The sequence below is a fragment of the Mesorhizobium sp. WSM3626 genome (assembly GCF_000513935.1).
Taxonomy (GTDB): Bacteria; Pseudomonadota; Alphaproteobacteria; order Rhizobiales; family Rhizobiaceae; genus Mesorhizobium; species Mesorhizobium salmacidum.
This window is the reverse complement of sequence record NZ_AZUY01000041.1, coordinates 1-20,070: the sequence shown is the minus strand read 5'-3', so window position 1 is coordinate 20,070 and position 20,070 is coordinate 1. Positions and strand designations below refer to the sequence as shown.

Here is a 20,070-nt window from a genome sequence, read left to right as displayed (position 1 = left end):
AAGATCCAATGTTCAAAATGCATACTAAGATGGTGCGAGCGGCCACCAAAAATGCCGCTCCTTGCGCAGGAAGCGGCTGCGCTGCCGGCGGACCAGGCAGCTTCAGCCGCTCTTCAGATCAGGTGGTTTTCGGCTTGGTCGAACCGATCATCTTCCAGTTCTTGTAGAACATCGAATTGATGCGCTCGACGCTCACCGAGACGATGGCGAGCATGCCGGCGATCAGGCGAGGCACCGGGGACGGCCTGATAATATCCATGAACACGCAGTAGCGGCGGCCATCATATTCGTTGACCGAGCGATGCAGCAGCGTGTCGTCGAAAATGAACTGCGGATTGTCGTACCAGTAGTTCTTGACGTTGCCGCATTCGACGAAAATCTCAGCTTTCACCGGGATCAGATTGTAGAGGATGCGCAGGCTGAGCCGCAGCGGCCCGAAATGCCAGGAGGTCGATTCGCGCTTGCTGAAGACGGAAACGGCGATCGTCTTGATGTATTTGAAATCCTTGTTGAATTCCTCGACGTTGTCTATCCTGTGCTTGCCGTACCACTGGTAGACATACATGCCGCGCCGGCCGGCGCCGAAATTGGCGTCGATATCGGCGATGATCTCATCCTTGCGCGCCTTGAAGACATCAAGGACCTCGTTGACCTCACGCTGATAGTCGGCGGGAAACTGCTCCAGCTTCCACACGCCCGGATTTCTGTAGCACAGAAGATCGACCAGCAGGTTGAAGGGTGAGAGCAACCAGGTGAAAAGCCCGTTGCCAAGGAAGTAGCCGCTGAACAGCGCCAGATCCTTCCTGTCGTTGCGCAGCACATCGATCAGACCACAGACGATGAAGATCGTCGTCAGGATCGGTATGAAATAGAAGCCAAGGGCAAGAATCGGGATGGCAATAGCGAATTTGCGAAGCGATTTGCGAAGGGTTTTTGTCATTTTTCCACGCGCGATGCGCGATCCTGTTGCGAATGAGGTGCCCAAATCATGGCAACGGCCACCGCCCGACCGTGCGCCTTGATAAGGTTTTTTGGGTCACCGCACAACGGCCATGGTATCCGGCCGGGCTGGCTGCCTGGTGGAGCCTGCCGGGCTGTCAATGCACCGCCGGCAAGCCAAGCTCGTCCCATTTGTCCCTGGCCACGGGATCGCCGACCAGGAACTCAAAGCCAATGACGCTTTCGCCGTCCTGTGCGAGCTGGCATTTGAACTTCAGACTGTACCAGTTTTTGCGGCTGCGGAAAGCCGCACCATCAGCGGCGATCGTCGTGCCGGTGATCTTTTCCTCGGCGGTTGCGTAGGGCACCACCCGCTCCGGCTGGAAATCCGCATGCCATTGGCGGATCTGATCCATGGGCTCCAGACTGCAAAGCTGCACCATGCGCTCGTCGGATGCGAAGGTCTTGAGATCGGCGCGCGCCTGCCTGCTGCGCGGATCGGCCAGGGTCTTGGCCGATAGCATCCGCGTCGGGCGAATCATGGCAGGCGCGGCGGGCGGTTGGGTTTTGGGCGGGTTCGAAGCAGGCGGTGGCTCTGCCGCCCGTGCCGCCGGTAGCGCCGGAGCTACGGAGGCCGGCGGCGGTTTCGCCGATGCCTCGAACTGTTCAGGCGTCAGGATGTCGACCGACACCCGCTCTTCCTCCAGCCGGTTCGGCCGCTTCGGCAACGGCATCAATGCCAGTGTCCCGGCGAACAGTGTATGGAGGACGACCGAAGTTGAAATGCCCCAGGGCGAAGCCTCGTCCCGAAGCGTGACGACCACCGGGCGACGCAAACCGGCTATTCCCGCTCTTTGCGCAGCTTTGCCCAGTAGTCGAGCCGCTTTCTGATATCGCGCTCGAAACCACGCTCGGGCGGATCGTAGAAGGTCTGTCGACCCATCTTTTCGGGAAAATAGTCCTGGCCTGAAAAGGCGTCCGGCTCATCATGGTCGTAACGGTAGCCGGCGCCGTAGTCCTCCTCTTTCATCAGCTTGGTCGGCGCGTTGAGGATGTGCTTGGGCGGCAGCAGTGAGCCATGTTCCTTCGCGGCCCGCGTGGCTGCCTTGAAGGCCGTATAGACGGCGTTGGATTTGGGCGCGGTGGCGAGATAGACGGTGGCCTCGGCGAAAGCGAGTTCGCCCTCCGGAGAACCGAGATAGTCATAGGCATCCTTGGCGGCGTTGGCGATGACCAGTGCCTGCGGATCGGCCAGCCCGATGTCCTCCATCGCCATGCGTACCAGCCGGCGGCCGAGATAGAGCGGATCCTCGCCGGCATCGAACATGCGCGCGAGATAGTAGAGTGCGGCATCCGGATCCGAGCCGCGCACCGACTTGTGCAGCGCCGAGATCAGGTTGTAATGGCCATCCTGGCCCTTGTCGTAAATCGGCGCACGGCGCTGGACGATGCGCTGCAGCCCTTCGGGATCGAATATCTCGCCAGGCTTGGCGGCACGCCAGACTTCCTCGGCCAGCGTCAGCGATGCACGTCCGTCGCCATCGCTCATGCGGATCAGCATCGCCCGCGCCTCGTCATCGAGCGGCAGCGCCCTGCCCTCGGTCTCCTCCGCGCGCGTCATCAGCTTGGCGACACTGTCTTCGCCGAGCGAATGGAAGACCATGACTCGCGCGCGCGACAACAAGGCCGCGTTGAGTTCGAAGGACGGGTTTTCAGTTGTGGCGCCGACCAGGACGACCGTCCCATCCTCCATGACGGGGAGAAAAGAATCCTGCTGGGCACGGTTGAAGCGGTGGATCTCGTCGACGAAAAGCAGGGTCTGGCGGCCGTTGGCGCGGCGCAGCTTGGCCGCCTCGAACACTTTCTTCAGATCGGCGACGCCGGAAAAGACGGCCGATATCTGCTCGAAGGCAAGGCTGGTCTCGCCGGCAAGCAGCCTTGCCACCGTGGTCTTGCCGGTGCCGGGCGGCCCCCAGAAGATCATCGAGCCCAGTGAACCGGAGCCGATCAGCCGGGTCAGCGCGCCATCGGGGCCCGTCAAATGCTCCTGGCCGACGACCTCGCCAAGGTTCTTCGGACGCAACCTGTCGGCCAGCGGCCGCCCGGGCAGCACCTTTTCCGGTTCGTCGACGCTGAACAGATCGGCCATGCACTTCCTCAGAGCAATTCCGGGAAAAGCGTGAAGCCTTTTTCCGTCCGGAATTACGTCAAAACAAGGAGATAGAGCGGATCGGCGTTTCGGCAAAACGCCGATCTGCTTTAAGTTTGGAGCGCAATCCCATCAGGGGTCGAACTCAGTAACGCAACACCTGGCGCAGTATCTGCCCACCGCGCTCGACGGTAAAGCGCCACCAGCGCGTATCCTGCTGGGCTACCTGCGCCAACATTGCGGCGGTGTCGATGCTGGTGCCGTTGACCTCGCGCACGATGTCGCCCGGCTGGAAGCCGAAATCGGCGGCCGGCGAATCACGGTTGATGTCGATCACGGTCACGCCCTTGAGATCGGTGCGCAGGCCGAGCTTCTGGGCCAGCCGCGGCGACAGTTCCGAGACCTTGGCGCCCGAGAACGGGCTGCGGCCATGCAGCGTCACCTCCGAGGCTTTTGCACCCTCCGGCGCGCGCTCCAGCGCGATATCCAAGGCTGCTTGCTGGCCCTTGGTCAGGATCGCGAAATTTGCCTTGGTGCCGATCGACAGGGTCGCCATGCGATAGTCCAGCGCCTCGATGCTCTCGACCGGCTTGCCGTTGATCTGCAGCACGACATCGCCCGGCTTCAGCCCTGCCTTGCCGGCGGGACCCGTCGCGTCGACCGAGGAGACCAGCGCCCCGATTGGCTTTTCCATTCCGAGCGATTCGGCGATCTGTGGCGTCACCGCTTCGAACTCGGCGCCGATATAGGGCCGTTCGAAGAAATCGAGGCCGGCCTTGGCGGCATCGGCGAAAGCCCGCACCATGTTTGCGGGGATGGCAAAACCGATACCGATCGAGCCGCCGCTGCGGCTGTAGATGGCGGTGTTGATGCCGACAAGCTGGCCGCCCATATTGATCAGCGCACCGCCGGAATTGCCGGGATTGATGGCGGCATCGGTCTGGATGAAATAGCCAGAGTCCGAAACGCCGATATGGCTGCGCGCAAGAGCGGAAACGATACCGCTGGTGGTGGTCTGGCCGACGCCGAAGGGATTGCCGATGGCCAGCACCAGGTCGCCGACCTCGAGCGCGTCGGAATCGCCGATGGCGATGACCGGAAACGACTTGTCGGACTCGATCTTGAGCACGGCCAGATCGAGCGTTTCGTCCTTGAGCATCACCTTGCTGGCGAATTCGCGGCCGTCGGCGGTCGCCACCTTGACCTCGTCGGCGTCCTTGATGACATGGAAGTTGGTGACGATGACACCGCTCGGATCGACCAGCACGCCCGAGCCCAGCGAAGACTGCGCACGCGGCTGGGCGCGGCCGAAAAACTCCTCGAAGAAGGGATCGCCTTCGAAAGGCGAGGTCACCTTGGCCGTCTGCGAGGCATAGACATTGACCACGGCCGGCGCCGTCTGCTTGACCAGCGGCGCGAAGGAAAGCTGGACCTCCTCGCGGCCGAACGGCACGCGCTTGTCCGGGCCGGAAGTGGCATTCTCGCCTTCGACGCCATGCAACAAATCGGTCAGCACATCGGAGAGCCCCGGATCGGCTGGCTTGGCGGCGTCCTCGGCTAGCGCCTGCCGGACTGCCGGTGCGGCTGCGAACACCATGAAGGCGCAGAGCAGAACAAGGGACAGTTTTTTGGCGCGCATTGCGAATCCTCCAAGCGAGTTCGGGCGCATTGTCCCGACGAATGTGCAAAATGAAAGGCTAAGCCGCTGAAATCCGATTATTTTCGCGGCAATCAATATTTTTGGGTACGCCTTTGCGCGCGGAATATGAAAAAGGGGCCCGCAGGCCCCTTTAAATCAATCTGGAAAGACGAAACCTTATGCGGCTGCGGCTTCGTCCGTGCCTTCGGCTTCGATGCGAGCGCGGTCGCCGGCGCCCTTGGCCGAGGTGTCGCGGTCGACGAACTCGATGACCGCCATCGCGGCATTGTCGCCGTGACGGAAGCCGGCCTTCATGATGCGCAAATAGCCGCCGTTGCGGGTGGCGTAGCGCGGGGCGATGGTATCGAACAGGCGCTTGACGACGCCTTCATTGCCGATCTGCGCGATCACCTGGCGGCGGGCGTGCAGGTCGCCGCGCTTGCCGAGCGTCACCAGCTTCTCGACGATGGGACGCAGGTCCTTCGCCTTCGGCAAGGTGGTGACGATCTGCTCGTGCTCGAGCAGCGACACCGCCAGGTTGGCGAACATCGACTTGCGGTGGCTTATGCTGCGGGCGAAGCGGCGGCCTTTGAAACCGTGGCGCATGGCTCTTTTCCTTCTTCAGTTGTTCAAGAGGCCACGGCCTCTGATGGTTTTCCGCACGACCGTCGGATCGAGCGGCTCACGCCGCCGATCCTTGGAGTTCATGCTCAATATTGGTCTTCGTAACGTTTTGCGAGGTCTTCGATGTTTTCCGGCGGCCAGTCCGGCACTTCCATACCGAGGTGCAGGCCCATCGCCGCCAGAACTTCCTTGATCTCGTTCAGCGACTTGCGGCCGAAGTTCGGGGTGCGCAGCATCTCGGCTTCGGTCTTCTGGATGAGATCGCCGATGTAGACGATGTTGTCGTTCTTCAGGCAGTTGGCCGAACGCACCGAAAGCTCGAGTTCGTCCACCTTCTTGAGCAGCGCCGGATTGAAGGCGAGCTCGGTGACGGCTTCCGCGGCGACTTCCTTCTGCGGCTCGTCGAAGTTGACGAACAGGCCAAGCTGGTCCTGCAGGATGCGGGCGGCGAAAGCCACCGCATCCTCGCCCGAGATCGAACCGTCGGTCTCGATGGTCATGGTCAGCTTGTCATAGTCGAGAACCTGCCCCTCGCGGGTGTTCTCGACCTTGTAGGAGACCTTCTTGACCGGCGAATACAAACTATCGACCGGGATCAGGCCGATCGGCGCGTCTTCGGCGCGGTTGCGCTCCGCAGGCACATAGCCCTTGCCCGTGTCGACGGTGAATTCCATGCGGATTTCAGCGCCTTCATCCAGCGTGCAGATGACGTGGTCGGGGTTGAGGATCTCGACGTCGCCAACCGTCTGGATGTCGCCGGCCAGAACCGCGCCCGGGCCCTGCTTGCGCACGACCATGCGCTTGGGGCCATCGCCTTCCATGCGGATGGCGATTTCCTTGATATTCAAGACGATGTCGGTCACGTCCTCGCGCACGCCGGCGATGGACGAGAATTCATGCAGAACACCGTCGATCTGCACGGCGGTGACAGCCGCACCGCGCAGCGAAGACAGGAGCACGCGGCGCAGCGCGTTGCCGAGCGTCAGGCCAAAGCCGCGCTCGAGCGGCTCGGCGACCAGCGTGGTCAGCGTCTTCTTCTTCGACGAGAACTCGATCTTGTTCGGCTTGATCAGTTCCTGCCAATTTTTCTGGATCATGATGCTTTCCTTCCGTTGACCCGCCACCATCCAATCGTGGCGGGCGACCTGGAATACCGCGGAGGAGCGCCCTGGGCGCTCACGCGGCGTTCGATAAATTGCTTAGACGCGGCGCTTCTTGCGCGGGCGGCAGCCATTGTGCGGGATCGGCGTCACATCACGGATCGAGGTGATGGTGAAGCCGGCCGCCTGCAGGGCACGCAACGCCGATTCACGACCGGAGCCCGGTCCGCAGACCTCGACTTCGAGCATGCGCATGCCGTGTTCCTGGGCCTTCTTGGCAACGTCCTCGGCAGCCATCTGGGCGGCGAATGGGGTCGACTTGCGCGAACCCTTGAAGCCCTGGGCACCGGCCGACGACCAGGCGATCGAATTGCCCTGCGCGTCGGTGATGGTGATCATCGTGTTGTTGAAGGTCGAATTGACGTGGGCAACGCCCGACGAGATGTTCTTGCGTTCGCGGCGGCGAACACGTGCGGCTTCCTTGGCCATGGTAGTCCTTTCAGTTGATCTCTACACCGCCGTAATGCCAGCGGCTCCACCTGGAAAAATGAATAGTGAATTGGTGAGTAACGACGAGGTGCAGGCGTTAACGCCGGTTCTCACTACTCACTAACAGCTACTCACTCCCAATTACTTCTTCTTGCCGGCGATCGACTTGGCCGGGCCCTTGCGGGTACGTGCATTGGTGTGCGTGCGCTGACCGCGAACCGGTAGCGAGCGGCGGTGACGCAGGCCGCGGTAGCAGCCGAGATCCATCAGACGCTTGATGTTCATCGACACTTCGCGGCGCAGGTCGCCTTCGACCTGGTAATCGCGGTCGATGGTCTCGCGGATCTGCAGCACTTCCGCGTCGGTCAGCTGGTTGACGCGGCGCTCGGCCGGGATGCCGACCTTGTCGACGATTTCCTGGGCGAACTTCTTGCCAATGCCGTGAATGTACTGAAGCGCGATGACGACGCGCTTGTTGGTCGGAATGTTGACGCCGGCTATACGAGCCATGTTCTTCTCTTCTCCATATGGGCCGGTCAACCCTCAAAAAGGCAGATCCGGCGCTATCCACATTGCCCCGCGTCCGGTGGAGGCCGGCCCTTGCGGGAGTTTCCAGTTCAAAGCGACTGCCTTGCCCTTGCGGACAAGCAAAGTGCGCACCTGATAGGAAGACGGGCCGCCATACCGCAGCGAGCCGCCTCCGTCAAGCTTAATCTTTAAATTCCCTTACCGCGCCTTCGCGGCCGCCACGACCACGGCTTCGATCTCCGCGGTCACCGCGTCGATACTGGCCATGCCGTCCACGGTCTTGAGCTTGCCCTTGGCGTAATAGTAGCCGGTCAGCGGAGCGGTTTTCTTGTAGTACTCCCGCAGGCGCTCTTCGAACACAGCGGGATTGTCGTCCTTGCGCACTGGCTGGCCAGCCGCCTTGGCATCATCGGCGCGCTTGACGATCCGACCGACCAGGGCCCTGTCGTCGACGACAAGTTCGATGACCGTATCGAGACCAATGCCGCGCTCCAAGAGCATCGATTCAACCGCATCGGCCTGCACCAGCGTACGCGGATAACCATCGAGGATGAAACCCCTGGCGCAGTCGGCCTGATCGATACGCTCTGCGACGATGGCGTTGACGATGGTGTCCGAGACCAGCTCGCCGGCATCCATCACCGCCTTGGCGCGCTTGCCAACCTCGGTACCCGCCTGGACGGCGGCACGCAGCATGTCACCCGTCGAGAGCTGGGGTATGCCGTGTTTTTCTACCAGTCTTTGTGCTTGTGTCCCCTTGCCCGCCCCCGGCGGCCCAAGCAAAATCAACCTCATCTGGCTTTCTTCCCCCCGCGCAGCTTCGACTTCTTGATCAGCCCTTCATACTGGTGCGCGATCAGGTGACCCTGAATCTGCGCAACCGTATCGAGCGTGACACTGACCACGATCAGAAGCGATGTGCCACCAAGGTAGAATGGTACGCCAGTCGCCGAGATCAGGAACTCCGGCAGCAGGCACACCAGCACCAGGTAGATGGCGCCGACGACGGTGATGCGGGTGAGAACGTAATCGATGTAGTCGGCGGTGCGCTCACCCGGGCGGTAGCCCGGGATGAAGCCCGAATGCTTCTTGAGCTGGTCGGCGGTGTCCTTCGGATTGAAGACAATCGCAGTGTAGAAGAAGGCGAAGAACACGATCATCGCCGCGTAGAATGCCATGTAGAGCGGCTGACCGTGGCCGAGCGAGGCCAGGATGGTGCTGGCCCAGGCCGGCATATTGGTGGTCTGCGAGAAGCCGGCGACGGTGGCCGGCAGCAGGAGCAGCGACGACGCGAAGATCGGCGGGATGACGCCCGACGTGTTGAGCTTGAGCGGCAGGTGCGAGGTATCGCCCTGGAACATGCGGTTGCCGACCTGGCGCTTCGGATACTGGATCAGCAGGCGGCGCTGGGCGCGCTCGAAGAAGACGATGAGCGCGATGACGACGATGGCCAGCACGATGATCGCCAGGATCAGGCCGGTCGACAGCGCGCCGGTGCGGCCAAGTTCCAGCGTGCCGGAAATGGCACGCGGCAGGCCGGCGACGATGCCGGAGAAGATGATCAGTGAAATGCCGTTGCCGATGCCGCGCGCGGTGATCTGTTCGCCAAGCCACATCAGGAACATGGTGCCGCCGACCAGCGTGACGACGGTCGAGAGACGGAAGAACATGCCGGGATCATTGACGATGCCGTTACCGTTCTCCAGCCCGACCGAAATGCCGTAGGCCTGCACCAGCGCCAGGAGCACGGTGCCGTAGCGCGTGTATTGGTTGATGACCTTGCGGCCCTGCTCGCCTTCCTTCTTCAGCCCTTCCAGCGAGGGAATGACCGAGGTCATCAGCTGCATGATGATGGAGGCGGAGATATAGGGCATGATGCCGAGCGCGAAGATCGCCATGCGCTGCACGGCACCGCCGGCGAACATGTTGAACATGCCGAGCACGCCCTTGCTCTGCGAGGAGAAAGCCTGGGCGAAGGCGTCGGGATTGATGCCGGGAAGCGGGATGTAGGTGCCGAGGCGATAGACAAGCAACGCGCCGATGGTGAACCAGATGCGCTTCTTCAGGTCCTCCGCCTTGGCGAAGGCCGAGAAATTCAGATTCGAGGCTAGTTGTTCAGCAGCCGAAGCCATGCCTGATTCTCCGCTTGGTAACGCTTGATGGCCCGTGGGGGTCAGGCGGTGCGTTTCACCGAAGCTCACGAGATAAGCTCCGGGCTGTAAACATGCAAGCGGCCGCGTTGACGCGGCCGCTAAATTGAGCAGATCAAAGCGCGATCGAAAGCAAAAACGAATGCCACTCTTGCCGACCGCGCTTCAAATTGCCGTTACTCGGCAGTTGCCTTTTCCGGCAGCTTGACCGAACCACCGGCCTTTTCGATCTTCTCGATCGCGGCCTTGGAGGCGCCGGCGACGTCGAAGGCAAGCTTGGCCTTGAGTTCGCCGTCGGACAGCACGCGCACGCCATCCTTGACGCGACGGATGACGCCGGCGGCGACAAGCGTTTCGGCCGTCACGGTTGCCTTGACGTCAAGCTTCTTGGCATCGACGGCTTCCTGGATACGGGCCAGCGACACGACAACGAAGCTCTTGGCGAAGATGTTGTTGAAGCCACGCTTCGGCAGGCGCCGGTAGAGCGGCATCTGGCCACCCTCGAAGCCGTTGACGGCAACGCCGGAGCGCGCCTTCTGGCCCTTGACGCCGCGACCAGCGGTCTTGCCGGAACCTGAGCCGATGCCACGGCCGAGACGCTTCTTGGAGTGCGTCGCGCCGTCCTTGTCACGCAGATCGTTGAGTTTCATCTTGCTTCTCCTGCGCTTTGGCTCAGCCCTCGTCCACGACGCGGACGAGATGCTGGACGGCAGCGATCATGCCGCGCACGGAGGGCGTATCCTCCAGCGTGCGCTGCTTGTGCATCTTGTTGAGGCCGAGGCCGACCAGCGTCGCGCGCTGTTCCTTCGGACGGCGGATCGGCGAGCCGATCTGCTCAACGGTGATGGTCTTGGTTGCTTTCTTGGCCATGGTCAAAATCCCTGGTCAGATCGACTATTCTTCAGCCGCAACGGCGGTGCCGCGGCGGGCCTGAAGGGTCGAATACTTGATGCCGCGCGCCGCAGCCACATCCTTGGGATGCATCTGGCTCTTCAGCGCGTCGAAGGTGGCGCGAACCATGTTGTAGGGGTTCGACGAACCCATCGACTTGGCAACCACGTCATGCATGCCGAGCGTCTCGAAGACGGCGCGCATCGGGCCGCCGGCGATGATGCCGGTACCCTGCTTGGCGGCGCGCAGCAGCACGCGGCCCGCACCCCAGCGTCCCTCGACGTCGTGATGCAGCGTGCGGCCCGAGCGCAGCGGCACGAAGATCATGTCGCGCTTGGCGGATTCGGTTGCCTTGCGGATGGCTTCCGGCACTTCGCGCGCCTTGCCGTGACCAAAGCCGACACGGCCCTTCTGGTCGCCGACGACGACGAGTGCGGCGAAGCCGAAGCGGCGGCCACCCTTGACGACCTTGGCGACGCGATTGATGTGGACGAGCTTGTCCACCATGCCGTCATCGCGCTCTTCACGCTCGCGGCCGCGGCCGCCTTCCCTACGTTCCTGTGCCATATCCTGTTCCTTGTTCTTTTCCGGAAGCACGGGTTGCTGATTGCTGATGCCGCTTTTGGGTCATCAGCGGTGAACTTCTCCTTTGCATGATCTTGTCCGAAAAGTCTGCAACTTTTCGGGATCACGCATTAGAAGCTGAGACCGCCTTCGCGGGCAGCCTCGGCCAGCGCTTTGACGCGGCCGTGATAGATGTACGGGCCACGGTCGAAGACGACTTCCTTGATGCCGGCCTTGGTGGCGCGCTCGGCGATCAGCTTGCCGATCGCGGCGGCGGCGGCGGTGTCGGCGCCGGTCTTGAGCGAACCCTTGAGGTCCTTCTCGAGCGTCGAGGCGGCGGCGATGGTGTGCCCCTTGGCGTCGTCGATCACCTGGACGTAGATGTTCTTCGATGTGCGGTGCACAGAAAGGCGCGGACGCTCGCCGGCGACTTTCTTGATCTGGCGGCGGACGCGTTGCGCACGGCGCTGGATGGCTTCCTTGGTACCCATAATGTCTTCCTTGCCTTCAAAAAACGGGGGCCGCCATATGCGGCAGGCGAAGCGCCTCCCGCGACCGCTCCCCGCGGCGTTACACTTCCGTGGCTTGGCCCTGTCCGAAAAGTCTGTAACTTTTCAGGGCCAAGCAGACTACTTTTTCTTGCCTTCCTTGCGGACGATCTTCTCGCCGGCGTAACGGACACCCTTGCCCTTGTAAGGCTCAGGACCGCGGTATTCGCGGATTTCCGCGGCGACCTGGCCGACCTGCTGCTTGTCGATGCCGGCCACGGTGATTTCGGTCGGCTTCGGCACGGTGATCGTGATGCCGGCCGGCGTCTCGTAGACGACATCATGGCTGAAGCCAAGAGCCAGCTGCAGGTTCTTACCCTGCAAGGCAGCGCGATAGCCGACGCCGGTGATCTCGAGCTTCTTCTCGAAGCCGTCCTTGACACCCTGCAGGATGTTGACGATCTGCGTGCGCGACATGCCCCACTTGGAGCGAGCTGTCTTGGTCTGGTCGCGGGGCTGGACAGCGATCTCGCTGCCTTCCATCTTGACCAGCACTTCGTCGTTCACCACGAACTTAAGCTCGCCCTTGGGGCCCTTCGCCGTCACGGTCTGGCCGTTGACGGTCGCGGTCACGCCCTGCGGCAGCGAAACGGGTTTCTTTCCAATACGAGACATTTTGTTGTCCTCGTCACTTCTCTTGTTTCAGGTCTCTGTCTTCGGAACGATCCGAAGACCGGATTCCAATTTGCGGTGAGCTGCCAGATCAGAAGATCTGGCAGAGGATCTCGCCGCCGACGTTCTGCTCGCGTGCTTCGTGGTCGGCCATCACGCCCTTCGGCGTCGAAAGGATGGCGATGCCGAGGCCGTTGGCGACGTGCGGGATCGACTTGGCCGAAACGTAAACGCGGCGGCCGGGCTTCGAAACGCGGGCGATTTCGCGCACGACCGGAGCACCGTCGAAATACTTCAGCTCGATTTCGATCTCGGACTTGCCGTTGTCGAAGTCGGTCTGGCTATAATCGCGGATATAGCCTTCAGCCTTCAGCACGTCGAGGACGCGGGTGCGCAGACGCGAGGCCGGCGTCGAGACACTCGACTTCTTGCGGCCATAGGCGTTGCGGATGCGGGTCAGCATATCGCCGAGAGGATCGCTCAATGACATGTTATGTCCTCCTTACCAGCTCGACTTGACCAGGCCCGGGATCTGGCCGTTATTGCCGAGATCCCGAAGCGCGATGCGCGATACTTTGAGCTTGCGATAGTAGGCACGCGGACGGCCGGTGACTTCGCAGCGGTTACGGATGCGGATCTTGGCCGAGTTGCGCGGCAGGGCAGCAAGCTTCAGCTGAGCGCGGAAGCGCTCTTCCATCGGCTTAGACTGATCCATGATGATCGCCTTCAGCGCGGCGCGCTTGGGACCGTACTGGTCTGCAAGCTTGCGGCGCCTGTTGTTCTTCTCGACTGAGCTGGTCTTTGCCATTTCAGATTTTTCCTTTTCTCGCTGCCGTTACTGGCGGAAGGGGAAGTTGAAAGCCTTGAGCAAAGCCCTGGCTTCGTCGTCCGTCTTCGCAGTCGTACAAACGATGACGTCCATGCCCCAGATCTGATCAACCTTGTCGTAGTTGATCTCCGGGAACACGATGTGTTCCTTGATGCCCATGGCGTAGTTGCCACGGCCATCGAAGCTCTTCGGATTCAATCCGCGGAAGTCGCGGACGCGCGGCAGCGCAATGTTCACGAGACGATCGAGGAACTCGTACATGCGTTCCTTGCGCAGCGTGACCTTGGCGCCGATCGGCATCTTCTCGCGAACCTTGAAGCCCGCGATCGAATTGCGGGCGCGGGTCACGACGGCCTTCTGGCCGGCGATCATCGCCAGGTCCTCGGCCGCGACCGAAGGCTTCTTCGAATCGGCGGTCGCTTCGCCCACACCCATGTTCAGCACGATCTTGTCGATGCGCGGAACCTGCATCTCGTTGTCGTAGCCGAATTGCTCCTGCAGCGCCTTGCGGATGGTCTCGTTGTAGACCTGCTTGAGGCGCGGCGTGTTGTTGGCAGTCGCCTGCTTGGTTTGAGCCTTAGCCATTGATGACTTCTCCCGAGCGCTTGGCGACGCGCACCTTCTTGCCGTCCTTCTGGAAGATGAAACCGACGCGGGTCGGCTTGCCATCCTTCGGGTCGGCCAGCGCGATGTTCGACAGCTGGATCGGCGCTTCCTTGGTGATGATCCCGCCCTCTTGGGACTGGGACTGCTTCTGGTGACGACGGATCATGTTGACGCCGCGCACCAGCGCGGTGTCATCCTTCGGCTGAACCGAGAGGACTTCGCCCGAACGGCCCTTGTCCTTGCCGGCCAGCACGACGACCTTGTCGCCTTTTCTAATCTTTTGCATTGGTCCGGCTCCTTACAGCACTTCAGGCGCGAGCGAGATGATCTTCATGTGGTTCTTGGCGCGGAGTTCGCGCGGAACCGGTCCGAAGATACGCGTGCCGATCGGCTCTTTCTTGTTGTCGACGAGAACGGCCGCGTTCTTGTCGAAACGGATCACGCTGCCGTCCGGGCGGCGGATGTCCTTGGCCGTGCGAACCACGACCGCCTTCATCACATCGCCCTTCTTAACGCGGCCGCGCGGAATGGCTTCCTTGATCGACACCACGATGATGTCGCCCACGGAAGCGTATTTCCGCTTCGAGCCGCCCAGCACCTTGATGCACATGACACGACGCGCGCCGGAATTATCCGCCACGTCGAGGTTTGTTTGCATCTGAATCATGACTGGCCGCCTTCTTCTTTTCTAACGGGACGGGCTCGAAGCCCCTCCCCGGTCTGTCCAAAATTCGTTGTTTACGCCCGGAGGTCAGGCTTGGTCCGAGGACACGACGATCCAGCGCTTGTCCTTGGAAATCGGCTTCGATTCCTGGATGAACACCTGATCGCCGACCTTGTGGGCGTTGTTCTCGTCGTGCGCCTTGTACTTCTTGGTCATGCGCACGGTCTTCTTCATCACGGGATGCGTGAAGCGCCGTTCGACCTTGACGACAACCGTCTTCTCGTTCTTGTCGCTGACGACGGTGCCCTGCAGAATGCGCTTTGGCATGGTTTTCGTCCTTAAGCCTTCTTGGCCGCGGACTTTTCCGCAGCGATGGTCTTGATACGCGCAATGTCCTTGCGAACCTGCCTCACGCGCGCGGTCTTCTCGAGCTGGCCGGTGGCCTTCTGGAAGCGCAGGTTGAACTGCTCCTTCTTCAGGCTGGCCAGGTCGTCGGTCAGCTGGTCCTGGGTCTTGGTCCGGATGTCTTCGGCTTTCATGATCAGCCCGTCCTTATTCTGCGATGCGCTGTACGAAGCGCGTCCTGACCGAGAGCTTGGCCGCGCCGAGACGCAGCGCCTCACGGGCGGTTTCTTCATTGACGCCGTCGATCTCGAACATGATGCGGCCCGGCTTGACGCGCGCCGCCCAGTAGTCGACCGCGCCCTTGCCCTTGCCCATGCGGACTTCGGTCGGCTTCGACGTGACCGGCACATCCGGGAAAATACGGATCCAGACGCGGCCGGCACGCTTCATTTCACGAGTGATCGCGCGGCGGGCCGCCTCGATCTCACGCGCGGTGACGCGGTTCGGCTCAAGCGCCTTCAGCCCGAAACCACCGAAATCCAGGTTGGTGCCGCCCTTTGCGGTACCATGGATACGGCCCTTGAACTGCTTGCGGAACTTTGTGCGCTTTGGCTGCAGCATCGTTCTAACTCCAAATTCCTAAATGTCTCAGGCGTTTTCGCGACGACGACCGCGTTCGCGATCACCACCACCGCCATGCGCAGCATCACCCTCGGTCGCACGACGCTCCGAAGCCATCGGATCGTGCTCCAGGATCTCGCCCTTGAATACCCAGACCTTGACGCCGCAAATACCGTAGGCCGTATTCGCCTCGGCCGTGCCGTAGTCGACATCGGCGCGCAGCGTATGCAGCGGCACGCGGCCTTCACGGTACCATTCCATGCGCGCGATCTCGGCGCCGCCAAGGCGGCCGGCGCAGTTGATGCGGATGCCTTCGGCACCGAGGCGCATGGCCGACTGCACGGCACGCTTCATGGCGCGGCGGAACGCGATGCGGCGCTCGAGTTGCTGGGCGATCGACTGGGCGACCAGGGTCGCGTCGATTTCCGGCTTGCGCACTTCGACGATGTTGAGGTGCGTCTCGGACTTCGTCATTTCCATCAGCTTCTTGCGAAGCTTCTCGATGTCGGCGCCCTTCTTGCCGATGATCAGACCCGGGCGCGCGGCATGGATGGTGACGCGGCACTTCTTGTGCGGACGCTCGATCACGACCTTCGAGATCGCGGCCTGCTTGAGTTCCTTCTCAAGATACTTGCGGATCTTGATGTCCTCATGCAGCAGCTTGCCGTACTCGCCGGTGTTCGCGAACCAGCGCGAATCCCAGGTGCGGTTGATGCCGAGGCGAAGACCGATCGGATTGACTTTCTGGCCCATTATGCGGCCTCCCCTTTTTCTTCGACTTCACGAACGACGATCGTGAGGTGCGAGAACGGCTTCTCGATACGGCTGGCGCGACCACGGCCACGAGCGTGGAACCGCTTCATGACGATTGACTTGCCGACATAGGCTTCCGCCACGATCAGCGCATCGACGTCGAGGTCGTGGTTGTTTTCCGCGTTGGCGATTGCCGATTCCAGCGTCTTCTTGACCGTGCCGGAAATCCGCTTGGCCGAGAATTCGAGATCGGAAAGCGCTGTCGCGACCTTCTTGCCGCGGATCAGCGCGGCAACCAGGTTCAGCTTCTGCGGGCTGATACGGATCGTGCGCAACACGGCGCGCGCTTCGTTGTCAGCAAGCCTGCGCGGAGCTTTGGCCTTGCCCATGATTATTTCCTCTTCGCCTTCTTATCCGCGCCGTGACCGTAATAGGTCCGCGTCGGAGCGAATTCACCGAACTTGTGACCGACCATGTCCTCGTTCACCGAGACGGGAACGTGCTTCTGGCCGTTGTAGACACCGAAGGTGAAGCCGACGAACTGCGGCAGGATGGTGGAGCGACGGCTCCACATCTTGATCACCTCATTGCGACCACCTTCACGAACCTTATCCACCTTCTTGAGAAGGTAGCCGTCGATGAAGGGGCCTTTCCAAATAGAACGAGTCACTTGGCGTTACCTCTTCTTAGCTCTTGCGCTGATGGCGCGAGCGCAGGATGAACTTGTCGGTCGCCTTGTTGGACCGCGTCTTCTTGCCTTTGGTCGGCTTGCCCCACGGGCTGACCGGATGGCGGCCACCGGAGGTGCGGCCTTCGCCGCCGCCGTGCGGATGGTCGACCGGGTTCATGGTCACGCCGCGATTGTGCGGACGCTTGCCACGCCAAACCGTGCGGCCGGCCTTGCCATCGTTGATGTTGCCGTGGTCCGGATTGGACACGGCACCGACGGTGGCCATGCAGGAGCCGTGAACGACACGCTGCTCGCCCGAGTTGAGGCGCAGGATCGCCATACCCTGGTCGCGGCCTACCAGCTGGCCGTAACCACCTGCCGACCGGGCGACCTGGGCGCCCTTGCCCGGCTTCAGCTCGATATTGTGGACGATGGTGCCGACCGGCATCGAGGCCAGCGGCATCGCATTGCCCGGCTTCACGTCGACCGCTTCGCCTGCGACGATCTTGTCGCCGGGAGCCAGACGCTGCGGGGCGATGATGTAGGACAACTCACCATCATCATACTTGATCAGCGCGATGAAGGCGGTGCGGTTCGGATCATATTCGATGCGCTCGACCGTGCCGACAACGTCGAACTTGCGGCGCTTGAAGTCGATGATGCGATACGAACGCTTGTGACCGCCGCCGATGAAGCGGGCCGTGATGCGGCCGTGATTGTTGCGGCCGCCCGATTTGGTCAGGCCTTCGGTCAGGCCCTTGACGGGCTTGCCCTTGTAGAGGCCCGAGCGGTCGACGATGACCAGCTGGCGGGTGCTCGGCGTTATCGGGTTGAATTTCTTAAGTGCCATTGTCCTGTCCTCGCGGCCTTGCTCAGAGACCCGTCGCGACGTCGATCGACTGGCCGTCGGCCAGTGTCACGATCGCCTTCTTGACGTCGCTCTGGCGGCCGATCGTGCCGCGGAAGCGCTTGATCTTGCCCTTGCGGACAAGCGTGTTCACGGCCATCACCTTGACGCCGAACAGCGCTTCGACGGCGGCCTTGATTTCCGGCTTCGACGCCTTTTTGGCGACGTTGAAGACGACCTGGTTCTGCTCGGAGGCCATGGTCGACTTTTCGGTGATCGCCGGCGAGACGATCACGTCGTAGTGACGAAGGTCGGTCATTTAAAGCGCTCCTCGAGAGCCTCGACGGCGGCCTTCGAAAGGACCAGCGTGCCGCGGCGCAGAATGTCGTAGACGTTGATGCCCTGGATGGGCAGCACGTCGATGTTGGGGATGTTGGTGGCTGCCAGCTTGAAGTTCTTGTCAAGCTCGGCGCCGCCAATCACCAGGGCGTTGGTCAGGCCCAGCGTCGCGAAATTCGCGATCAGCGCCTTCGTCTTGGCCTCGGTCAGCTTCAGCTCGTCGATGACGATGATCGACGCGCTCTTGGCCTTGGCCGAGAGAGCATGCTTGAGGCCAAGCGCACGAACCTTCTTGGGCAGTTCATGCTCGTGGCTGCGAACGACCGGGCCGTGGGCCTTGCCGCCGCCGCGGAACTGCGGAGCGCGTGCCGAGTGGTGACGGGCGCGGCCCGTACCCTTCTGCTTGTACATCTTGGCGCCGGTGCGCGCGATTTCGGCGCGGCCCTTTGCCTTGTGCGTGCCCTGCTGCTTCTTGGCAAGCTGCCAGCGCACGACGCGCTGCAGGATGTCTTCGCGCGGATCAAGGCCGAAAATTCCGTCGGAAAGTTCCACCTTGCCGGCGTCTTTACCGCCGAGCGTTGTGATCTTGAGATCCATTATTCCGCTCCCTCTGTGGCCGGAGCCTCGTTCTTCGCAGCTGCCGCGACAGCGCGGATCGCGGCGGGCTTCGGCGCATTGGCCGGCAGCGCCACCTTGGCCGCGTCGCGGACCAGGATCCAGGCGCCCTTCGATCCGGGAACCGCACCGCGGATCAGGATCAGGCCGCGGTCGGCGTCGGTCGAGACGATCTCGACATTCTGCGTGGTGACGCGGGTGTCGCCCATGTGGCCAGCCATATGCTTGCCCTTGAACACCTTGCCCGGGTCCTGACGCTGGCCAGTCGAACCGTGAGTACGGTGCGAGACCGAGTTACCGTGCGTCGCACGGCCACCACCCATGTGGTGGCGCTTGATGACGCCCTGGAAACCCTTGCCGATCGTCGTGCCCGTCACATCGACCTTCTGGCCGGCGACAAAGTGCTCGACGGTGATCTCGGCGCCAACATCGATCATGTTGTCGGCGGAGACGCGGAACTCGGCAACCTTCGCCTTCGGCTCGACGGAAGCGGTCGCGAAATGGCCGCGCATCGCCTTCGACGTGTTCTTCACCTTGGCGAGGCCAACGCCGAGCTGAACGGCGGTGTAGCCATTCTTCTCCTGCGTGCGCTGTGCCACGACCTGGCAGTTCTCCATCTGGAGAACGGTGACGGGAACATGTTCCCCGGCATCATTATAGATGCGGGTCATTCCCACCTTCTTTGCAATCACACCTGAACGCATCGGTTCAATTCCTTTAGAGTTCCGGGCCAGGGACACCGCCCCCTACCGCGCTCTCATTCCCTTAGAGCTTGATCTCGACGTCGACGCCAGCGGCCAGATCGAGCTTCATCAAAGCATCGACGGTCTGCGGGGTCGGATCGACGATGTCGAGCAGACGCTTGTGCGTGCGCATCTCGAACTGCTCGCGGCTCTTCTTGTCGACGTGAGGCGACCGGTTGACCGTGAACTTTTCGATCCGCGTCGGCAGCGGAATGGGGCCGCGGACGTTTGCACCGGTGCGCTTGGCCGTCGACACGATTTCCTTCGTCGAGGCGTCGAGCACGCGGTGGTCAAACGCCTTCAGGCGGATGCGGATATTCTGTCCGTTCATGCGTCACTTCCTTGTTCTGGCGCGGCGCGGGCAACTGCGGCGCCCGCGACAGATCGGTTTAAGTCCAAATTACTCTTTGATGGTGACGACGATGCCGGCACCGACGGTGCGGCCGCCTTCACGGATGGCGAAGCGCAGCTTCTCTTCCATGGCGATCGGCACGATCAGCTCGACATCGACCGTGATGTTGTCGCCGGGCATCACCATCTCGGTGCCTTCCGGCAGCGACACGATGCCGGTCACGTCGGTCGTGCGGAAGTAGAACTGCGGACGGTAGTTGGTGAAGAACGGCGTGTGACGGCCACCTTCGTCCTTGGTCAGGATGTAGGCTTCGGCCACGAACTTCTTGTGCGGCTTCACCGTGCCGGGCTTGGCCAGAACCTGGCCGCGCTCGACACCTTCACGGTCGACGCCGCGCAGCAGCGCGCCGATGTTGTCGCCGGCCTGGCCCTGATCGAGCAGCTTGCGGAACAT

The 20,070-nt window shown here is 61.9% G+C and carries 31 protein-coding genes and 1 pseudogene; all 32 read right to left on the bottom strand.

The features are described from left to right. Window positions 1-118: 118 nt before the first annotated feature. Complete coding sequence (locus M653_RS0123805; protein WP_027145584.1) at window positions 119-940, bottom strand: aspartyl/asparaginyl beta-hydroxylase domain-containing protein; 822 nt, start codon at window positions 938-940, stop codon at window positions 119-121. Window positions 941-1,097: 157 nt separating this feature from the next. Further along, window positions 1,098-1,775 (bottom strand): DUF930 domain-containing protein, encoded by a 678-nt coding sequence (locus tag M653_RS1000000137800; RefSeq protein ID WP_245262285.1) that lies wholly within the window; start codon window positions 1,773-1,775, stop codon window positions 1,098-1,100. A gap of 5 nt (window positions 1,776-1,780) precedes the next feature. Continuing rightward, window positions 1,781-3,088, bottom strand: coding sequence for a replication-associated recombination protein A (locus M653_RS0123795; protein WP_027145582.1), 1,308 nt, complete (start codon window positions 3,086-3,088; stop codon window positions 1,781-1,783). Between the two features lie 145 nt (window positions 3,089-3,233). Then, window positions 3,234-4,727, bottom strand: a complete 1,494-nt coding sequence (locus M653_RS0123790) for a DegQ family serine endoprotease (protein ID WP_027145581.1) — start codon at window positions 4,725-4,727, stop codon at window positions 3,234-3,236. A gap of 177 nt (window positions 4,728-4,904) precedes the next feature. After that, window positions 4,905-5,333: a 50S ribosomal protein L17 gene (rplQ, locus tag M653_RS0123785; protein WP_027145580.1), complete on the bottom strand. Its 429-nt coding sequence runs from the start codon at window positions 5,331-5,333 to the stop codon at window positions 4,905-4,907. Between the two features lie 104 nt (window positions 5,334-5,437). Further along, a complete protein-coding gene (locus tag M653_RS0123780) occupies window positions 5,438-6,448 on the bottom strand; it encodes a DNA-directed RNA polymerase subunit alpha (RefSeq protein WP_006205443.1) in 1,011 nt (336 codons plus the stop codon). Between the two features lie 102 nt (window positions 6,449-6,550). Further along, a complete protein-coding gene (gene rpsK, locus M653_RS0123775; RefSeq protein WP_006205444.1) occupies window positions 6,551-6,940 on the bottom strand; it encodes a 30S ribosomal protein S11 in 390 nt (129 codons plus the stop codon). A gap of 141 nt (window positions 6,941-7,081) precedes the next feature. Beyond that, on the bottom strand, window positions 7,082-7,450 hold the full coding sequence (gene rpsM / locus M653_RS0123770; protein ID WP_006205445.1) for a 30S ribosomal protein S13: 369 nt from the start codon (window positions 7,448-7,450) through the stop codon (window positions 7,082-7,084). Window positions 7,451-7,666: 216 nt separating this feature from the next. Further along, window positions 7,667-8,263: an adenylate kinase gene (locus tag M653_RS0123765; RefSeq protein WP_027145579.1), complete on the bottom strand. Its 597-nt coding sequence runs from the start codon at window positions 8,261-8,263 to the stop codon at window positions 7,667-7,669. Continuing rightward, on the bottom strand, window positions 8,260-9,600 hold the full coding sequence (gene secY, locus M653_RS0123760) for a preprotein translocase subunit SecY (protein ID WP_027145578.1): 1,341 nt from the start codon (window positions 9,598-9,600) through the stop codon (window positions 8,260-8,262). The genes M653_RS0123765 and secY overlap by 4 nt, the downstream gene beginning before the upstream one ends. Before the next feature lie 194 nt (window positions 9,601-9,794). Next, the gene (gene rplO, locus M653_RS0123755; protein WP_027145577.1) at window positions 9,795-10,268 is read right to left on the bottom strand and encodes a 50S ribosomal protein L15; all 474 of its coding nucleotides are present in this window, start codon (window positions 10,266-10,268) and stop codon (window positions 9,795-9,797) included. A 22-nt stretch (window positions 10,269-10,290) separates the two neighbouring features. Beyond that, window positions 10,291-10,488, bottom strand: coding sequence for a 50S ribosomal protein L30 (gene rpmD / locus M653_RS0123750; RefSeq protein ID WP_006205449.1), 198 nt, complete (start codon window positions 10,486-10,488; stop codon window positions 10,291-10,293). A gap of 24 nt (window positions 10,489-10,512) precedes the next feature. After that, window positions 10,513-11,076: a 30S ribosomal protein S5 gene (gene rpsE, locus M653_RS0123745; protein ID WP_032933400.1), complete on the bottom strand. Its 564-nt coding sequence runs from the start codon at window positions 11,074-11,076 to the stop codon at window positions 10,513-10,515. 128 nt (window positions 11,077-11,204) lie between these two features. Then, complete coding sequence (gene rplR / locus M653_RS0123740; RefSeq protein WP_027145576.1) at window positions 11,205-11,564, bottom strand: 50S ribosomal protein L18; 360 nt, start codon at window positions 11,562-11,564, stop codon at window positions 11,205-11,207. A gap of 138 nt (window positions 11,565-11,702) precedes the next feature. Further along, complete coding sequence (gene rplF, locus M653_RS0123735; RefSeq protein ID WP_013895694.1) at window positions 11,703-12,236, bottom strand: 50S ribosomal protein L6; 534 nt, start codon at window positions 12,234-12,236, stop codon at window positions 11,703-11,705. Between the two features lie 88 nt (window positions 12,237-12,324). Further along, entirely contained in the window at window positions 12,325-12,723 is a 399-nt protein-coding gene (gene rpsH / locus M653_RS0123730; RefSeq protein WP_006205453.1) for a 30S ribosomal protein S8, read from the bottom strand. 12 nt (window positions 12,724-12,735) lie between these two features. Next, window positions 12,736-13,041: a 30S ribosomal protein S14 gene (rpsN, locus tag M653_RS0123725; protein WP_010909282.1), complete on the bottom strand. Its 306-nt coding sequence runs from the start codon at window positions 13,039-13,041 to the stop codon at window positions 12,736-12,738. A gap of 27 nt (window positions 13,042-13,068) precedes the next feature. Beyond that, window positions 13,069-13,647, bottom strand: a complete 579-nt coding sequence (rplE, locus tag M653_RS0123720; RefSeq protein ID WP_032935916.1) for a 50S ribosomal protein L5 — start codon at window positions 13,645-13,647, stop codon at window positions 13,069-13,071. After that, window positions 13,640-13,954 carry a 50S ribosomal protein L24 gene (gene rplX / locus M653_RS0123715; RefSeq protein WP_006205456.1) on the bottom strand — a complete coding sequence of 105 codons (315 nt, stop codon included), beginning with the start codon at window positions 13,952-13,954 and terminating at the stop codon, window positions 13,640-13,642. Before rplX ends, rplE begins: the two co-directional genes overlap by 8 nt. Window positions 13,955-13,966: 12 nt before the next feature. Beyond that, entirely contained in the window at window positions 13,967-14,335 is a 369-nt protein-coding gene (gene rplN, locus M653_RS0123710) for a 50S ribosomal protein L14 (RefSeq protein WP_006205457.1), read from the bottom strand. 84 nt (window positions 14,336-14,419) lie between these two features. After that, window positions 14,420-14,659 carry a 30S ribosomal protein S17 gene (gene rpsQ, locus M653_RS0123705; protein WP_010909280.1) on the bottom strand — a complete coding sequence of 80 codons (240 nt, stop codon included), beginning with the start codon at window positions 14,657-14,659 and terminating at the stop codon, window positions 14,420-14,422. Window positions 14,660-14,670: 11 nt separating this feature from the next. Beyond that, window positions 14,671-14,871, bottom strand: coding sequence for a 50S ribosomal protein L29 (gene rpmC, locus M653_RS0123700; protein ID WP_006205459.1), 201 nt, complete (start codon window positions 14,869-14,871; stop codon window positions 14,671-14,673). Window positions 14,872-14,884: 13 nt separating this feature from the next. Beyond that, a complete protein-coding gene (gene rplP, locus M653_RS0123695; protein WP_006205460.1) occupies window positions 14,885-15,298 on the bottom strand; it encodes a 50S ribosomal protein L16 in 414 nt (137 codons plus the stop codon). A gap of 27 nt (window positions 15,299-15,325) precedes the next feature. Continuing rightward, window positions 15,326-16,051 carry a 30S ribosomal protein S3 gene (gene rpsC, locus M653_RS0123690; RefSeq protein WP_013895697.1) on the bottom strand — a complete coding sequence of 242 codons (726 nt, stop codon included), beginning with the start codon at window positions 16,049-16,051 and terminating at the stop codon, window positions 15,326-15,328. After that, the gene (gene rplV, locus M653_RS0123685; RefSeq protein WP_006205462.1) at window positions 16,051-16,440 is read right to left on the bottom strand and encodes a 50S ribosomal protein L22; all 390 of its coding nucleotides are present in this window, start codon (window positions 16,438-16,440) and stop codon (window positions 16,051-16,053) included. The genes rpsC and rplV overlap by 1 nt, the downstream gene beginning before the upstream one ends. 2 nt (window positions 16,441-16,442) lie before the next feature. Next, window positions 16,443-16,721 (bottom strand): 30S ribosomal protein S19, encoded by a 279-nt coding sequence (gene rpsS / locus M653_RS0123680; RefSeq protein ID WP_006205463.1) that lies wholly within the window; start codon window positions 16,719-16,721, stop codon window positions 16,443-16,445. 16 nt (window positions 16,722-16,737) lie between these two features. Then, window positions 16,738-17,571, bottom strand: coding sequence for a 50S ribosomal protein L2 (gene rplB / locus M653_RS0123675; RefSeq protein WP_027145574.1), 834 nt, complete (start codon window positions 17,569-17,571; stop codon window positions 16,738-16,740). A 22-nt stretch (window positions 17,572-17,593) separates the two neighbouring features. After that, a complete protein-coding gene (locus M653_RS0123670; RefSeq protein ID WP_010909275.1) occupies window positions 17,594-17,887 on the bottom strand; it encodes a 50S ribosomal protein L23 in 294 nt (97 codons plus the stop codon). Then, the gene (rplD, locus tag M653_RS0123665; RefSeq protein ID WP_027145573.1) at window positions 17,884-18,504 is read right to left on the bottom strand and encodes a 50S ribosomal protein L4; all 621 of its coding nucleotides are present in this window, start codon (window positions 18,502-18,504) and stop codon (window positions 17,884-17,886) included. Before rplD ends, M653_RS0123670 begins: the two co-directional genes overlap by 4 nt. Beyond that, complete coding sequence (rplC, locus tag M653_RS0123660) at window positions 18,504-19,226, bottom strand: 50S ribosomal protein L3 (protein WP_023757978.1); 723 nt, start codon at window positions 19,224-19,226, stop codon at window positions 18,504-18,506. Before rplC ends, rplD begins: the two co-directional genes overlap by 1 nt. Before the next feature lie 61 nt (window positions 19,227-19,287). Continuing rightward, the gene (gene rpsJ / locus M653_RS0123655) at window positions 19,288-19,596 is read right to left on the bottom strand and encodes a 30S ribosomal protein S10 (RefSeq protein WP_010909272.1); all 309 of its coding nucleotides are present in this window, start codon (window positions 19,594-19,596) and stop codon (window positions 19,288-19,290) included. Window positions 19,597-19,665: 69 nt separating this feature from the next. Next, window positions 19,666-20,070: pseudogene (tuf, locus tag M653_RS0123650) on the bottom strand (elongation factor Tu); the annotation flags it as partial.

What these genes read in the sequence shown, in the direction of transcription:
- rpsM (WP_006205445.1), bottom strand. Translation starts at nt 7,450, where the DNA reads ATGGCTCGTATAGCCGGCGTCAACATTCCGACCAACAAGCGCGTCGTC.
- rplP (WP_006205460.1), bottom strand. Translation starts at nt 15,298, where the DNA reads ATGCTGCAGCCAAAGCGCACAAAGTTCCGCAAGCAGTTCAAGGGCCGT.
- M653_RS0123670 (WP_010909275.1), bottom strand. Translation starts at nt 17,887, where the DNA reads ATGACCGACCTTCGTCACTACGACGTGATCGTCTCGCCGGCGATCACC.
- rpmD (WP_006205449.1), bottom strand. Translation starts at nt 10,488, where the DNA reads ATGGCCAAGAAAGCAACCAAGACCATCACCGTTGAGCAGATCGGCTCG.
- M653_RS0123795 (WP_027145582.1), bottom strand. Translation starts at nt 3,088, where the DNA reads ATGGCCGATCTGTTCAGCGTCGACGAACCGGAAAAGGTGCTGCCCGGG.
- rplD (WP_027145573.1), bottom strand. Translation starts at nt 18,504, where the DNA reads ATGGATCTCAAGATCACAACGCTCGGCGGTAAAGACGCCGGCAAGGTG.
- M653_RS0123790 (WP_027145581.1), bottom strand. Translation starts at nt 4,727, where the DNA reads ATGCGCGCCAAAAAACTGTCCCTTGTTCTGCTCTGCGCCTTCATGGTG.
- rplX (WP_006205456.1), bottom strand. Translation starts at nt 13,954, where the DNA reads ATGCAAAAGATTAGAAAAGGCGACAAGGTCGTCGTGCTGGCCGGCAAG.
- rplC (WP_023757978.1), bottom strand. Translation starts at nt 19,226, where the DNA reads ATGCGTTCAGGTGTGATTGCAAAGAAGGTGGGAATGACCCGCATCTAT.
- secY (WP_027145578.1), bottom strand. Translation starts at nt 9,600, where the DNA reads ATGGCTTCGGCTGCTGAACAACTAGCCTCGAATCTGAATTTCTCGGCC.
- rplQ (WP_027145580.1), bottom strand. Translation starts at nt 5,333, where the DNA reads ATGCGCCACGGTTTCAAAGGCCGCCGCTTCGCCCGCAGCATAAGCCAC.
- rplV (WP_006205462.1), bottom strand. Translation starts at nt 16,440, where the DNA reads ATGGGCAAGGCCAAAGCTCCGCGCAGGCTTGCTGACAACGAAGCGCGC.
- rplB (WP_027145574.1), bottom strand. Translation starts at nt 17,571, where the DNA reads ATGGCACTTAAGAAATTCAACCCGATAACGCCGAGCACCCGCCAGCTG.
- rpmC (WP_006205459.1), bottom strand. Translation starts at nt 14,871, where the DNA reads ATGAAAGCCGAAGACATCCGGACCAAGACCCAGGACCAGCTGACCGAC.
- M653_RS0123780 (WP_006205443.1), bottom strand. Translation starts at nt 6,448, where the DNA reads ATGATCCAGAAAAATTGGCAGGAACTGATCAAGCCGAACAAGATCGAG.
- M653_RS0123805 (WP_027145584.1), bottom strand. Translation starts at nt 940, where the DNA reads ATGACAAAAACCCTTCGCAAATCGCTTCGCAAATTCGCTATTGCCATC.
- rpsK (WP_006205444.1), bottom strand. Translation starts at nt 6,940, where the DNA reads ATGGCCAAGGAAGCCGCACGTGTTCGCCGCCGCGAACGCAAGAACATC.
- rplR (WP_027145576.1), bottom strand. Translation starts at nt 11,564, where the DNA reads ATGGGTACCAAGGAAGCCATCCAGCGCCGTGCGCAACGCGTCCGCCGC.
- M653_RS0123765 (WP_027145579.1), bottom strand. Translation starts at nt 8,263, where the DNA reads ATGAGGTTGATTTTGCTTGGGCCGCCGGGGGCGGGCAAGGGGACACAA.
- rplO (WP_027145577.1), bottom strand. Translation starts at nt 10,268, where the DNA reads ATGAAACTCAACGATCTGCGTGACAAGGACGGCGCGACGCACTCCAAG.
- rpsC (WP_013895697.1), bottom strand. Translation starts at nt 16,051, where the DNA reads ATGGGCCAGAAAGTCAATCCGATCGGTCTTCGCCTCGGCATCAACCGC.
- rplN (WP_006205457.1), bottom strand. Translation starts at nt 14,335, where the DNA reads ATGATTCAGATGCAAACAAACCTCGACGTGGCGGATAATTCCGGCGCG.
- rpsH (WP_006205453.1), bottom strand. Translation starts at nt 12,723, where the DNA reads ATGTCATTGAGCGATCCTCTCGGCGATATGCTGACCCGCATCCGCAAC.
- rplF (WP_013895694.1), bottom strand. Translation starts at nt 12,236, where the DNA reads ATGTCTCGTATTGGAAAGAAACCCGTTTCGCTGCCGCAGGGCGTGACC.
- rplE (WP_032935916.1), bottom strand. Translation starts at nt 13,647, where the DNA reads ATGGCTAAGGCTCAAACCAAGCAGGCGACTGCCAACAACACGCCGCGC.
- rpsE (WP_032933400.1), bottom strand. Translation starts at nt 11,076, where the DNA reads ATGGCACAGGAACGTAGGGAAGGCGGCCGCGGCCGCGAGCGTGAAGAG.
- rpsJ (WP_010909272.1), bottom strand. Translation starts at nt 19,596, where the DNA reads ATGAACGGACAGAATATCCGCATCCGCCTGAAGGCGTTTGACCACCGC.
- rpsQ (WP_010909280.1), bottom strand. Translation starts at nt 14,659, where the DNA reads ATGCCAAAGCGCATTCTGCAGGGCACCGTCGTCAGCGACAAGAACGAG.
- rpsN (WP_010909282.1), bottom strand. Translation starts at nt 13,041, where the DNA reads ATGGCAAAGACCAGCTCAGTCGAGAAGAACAACAGGCGCCGCAAGCTT.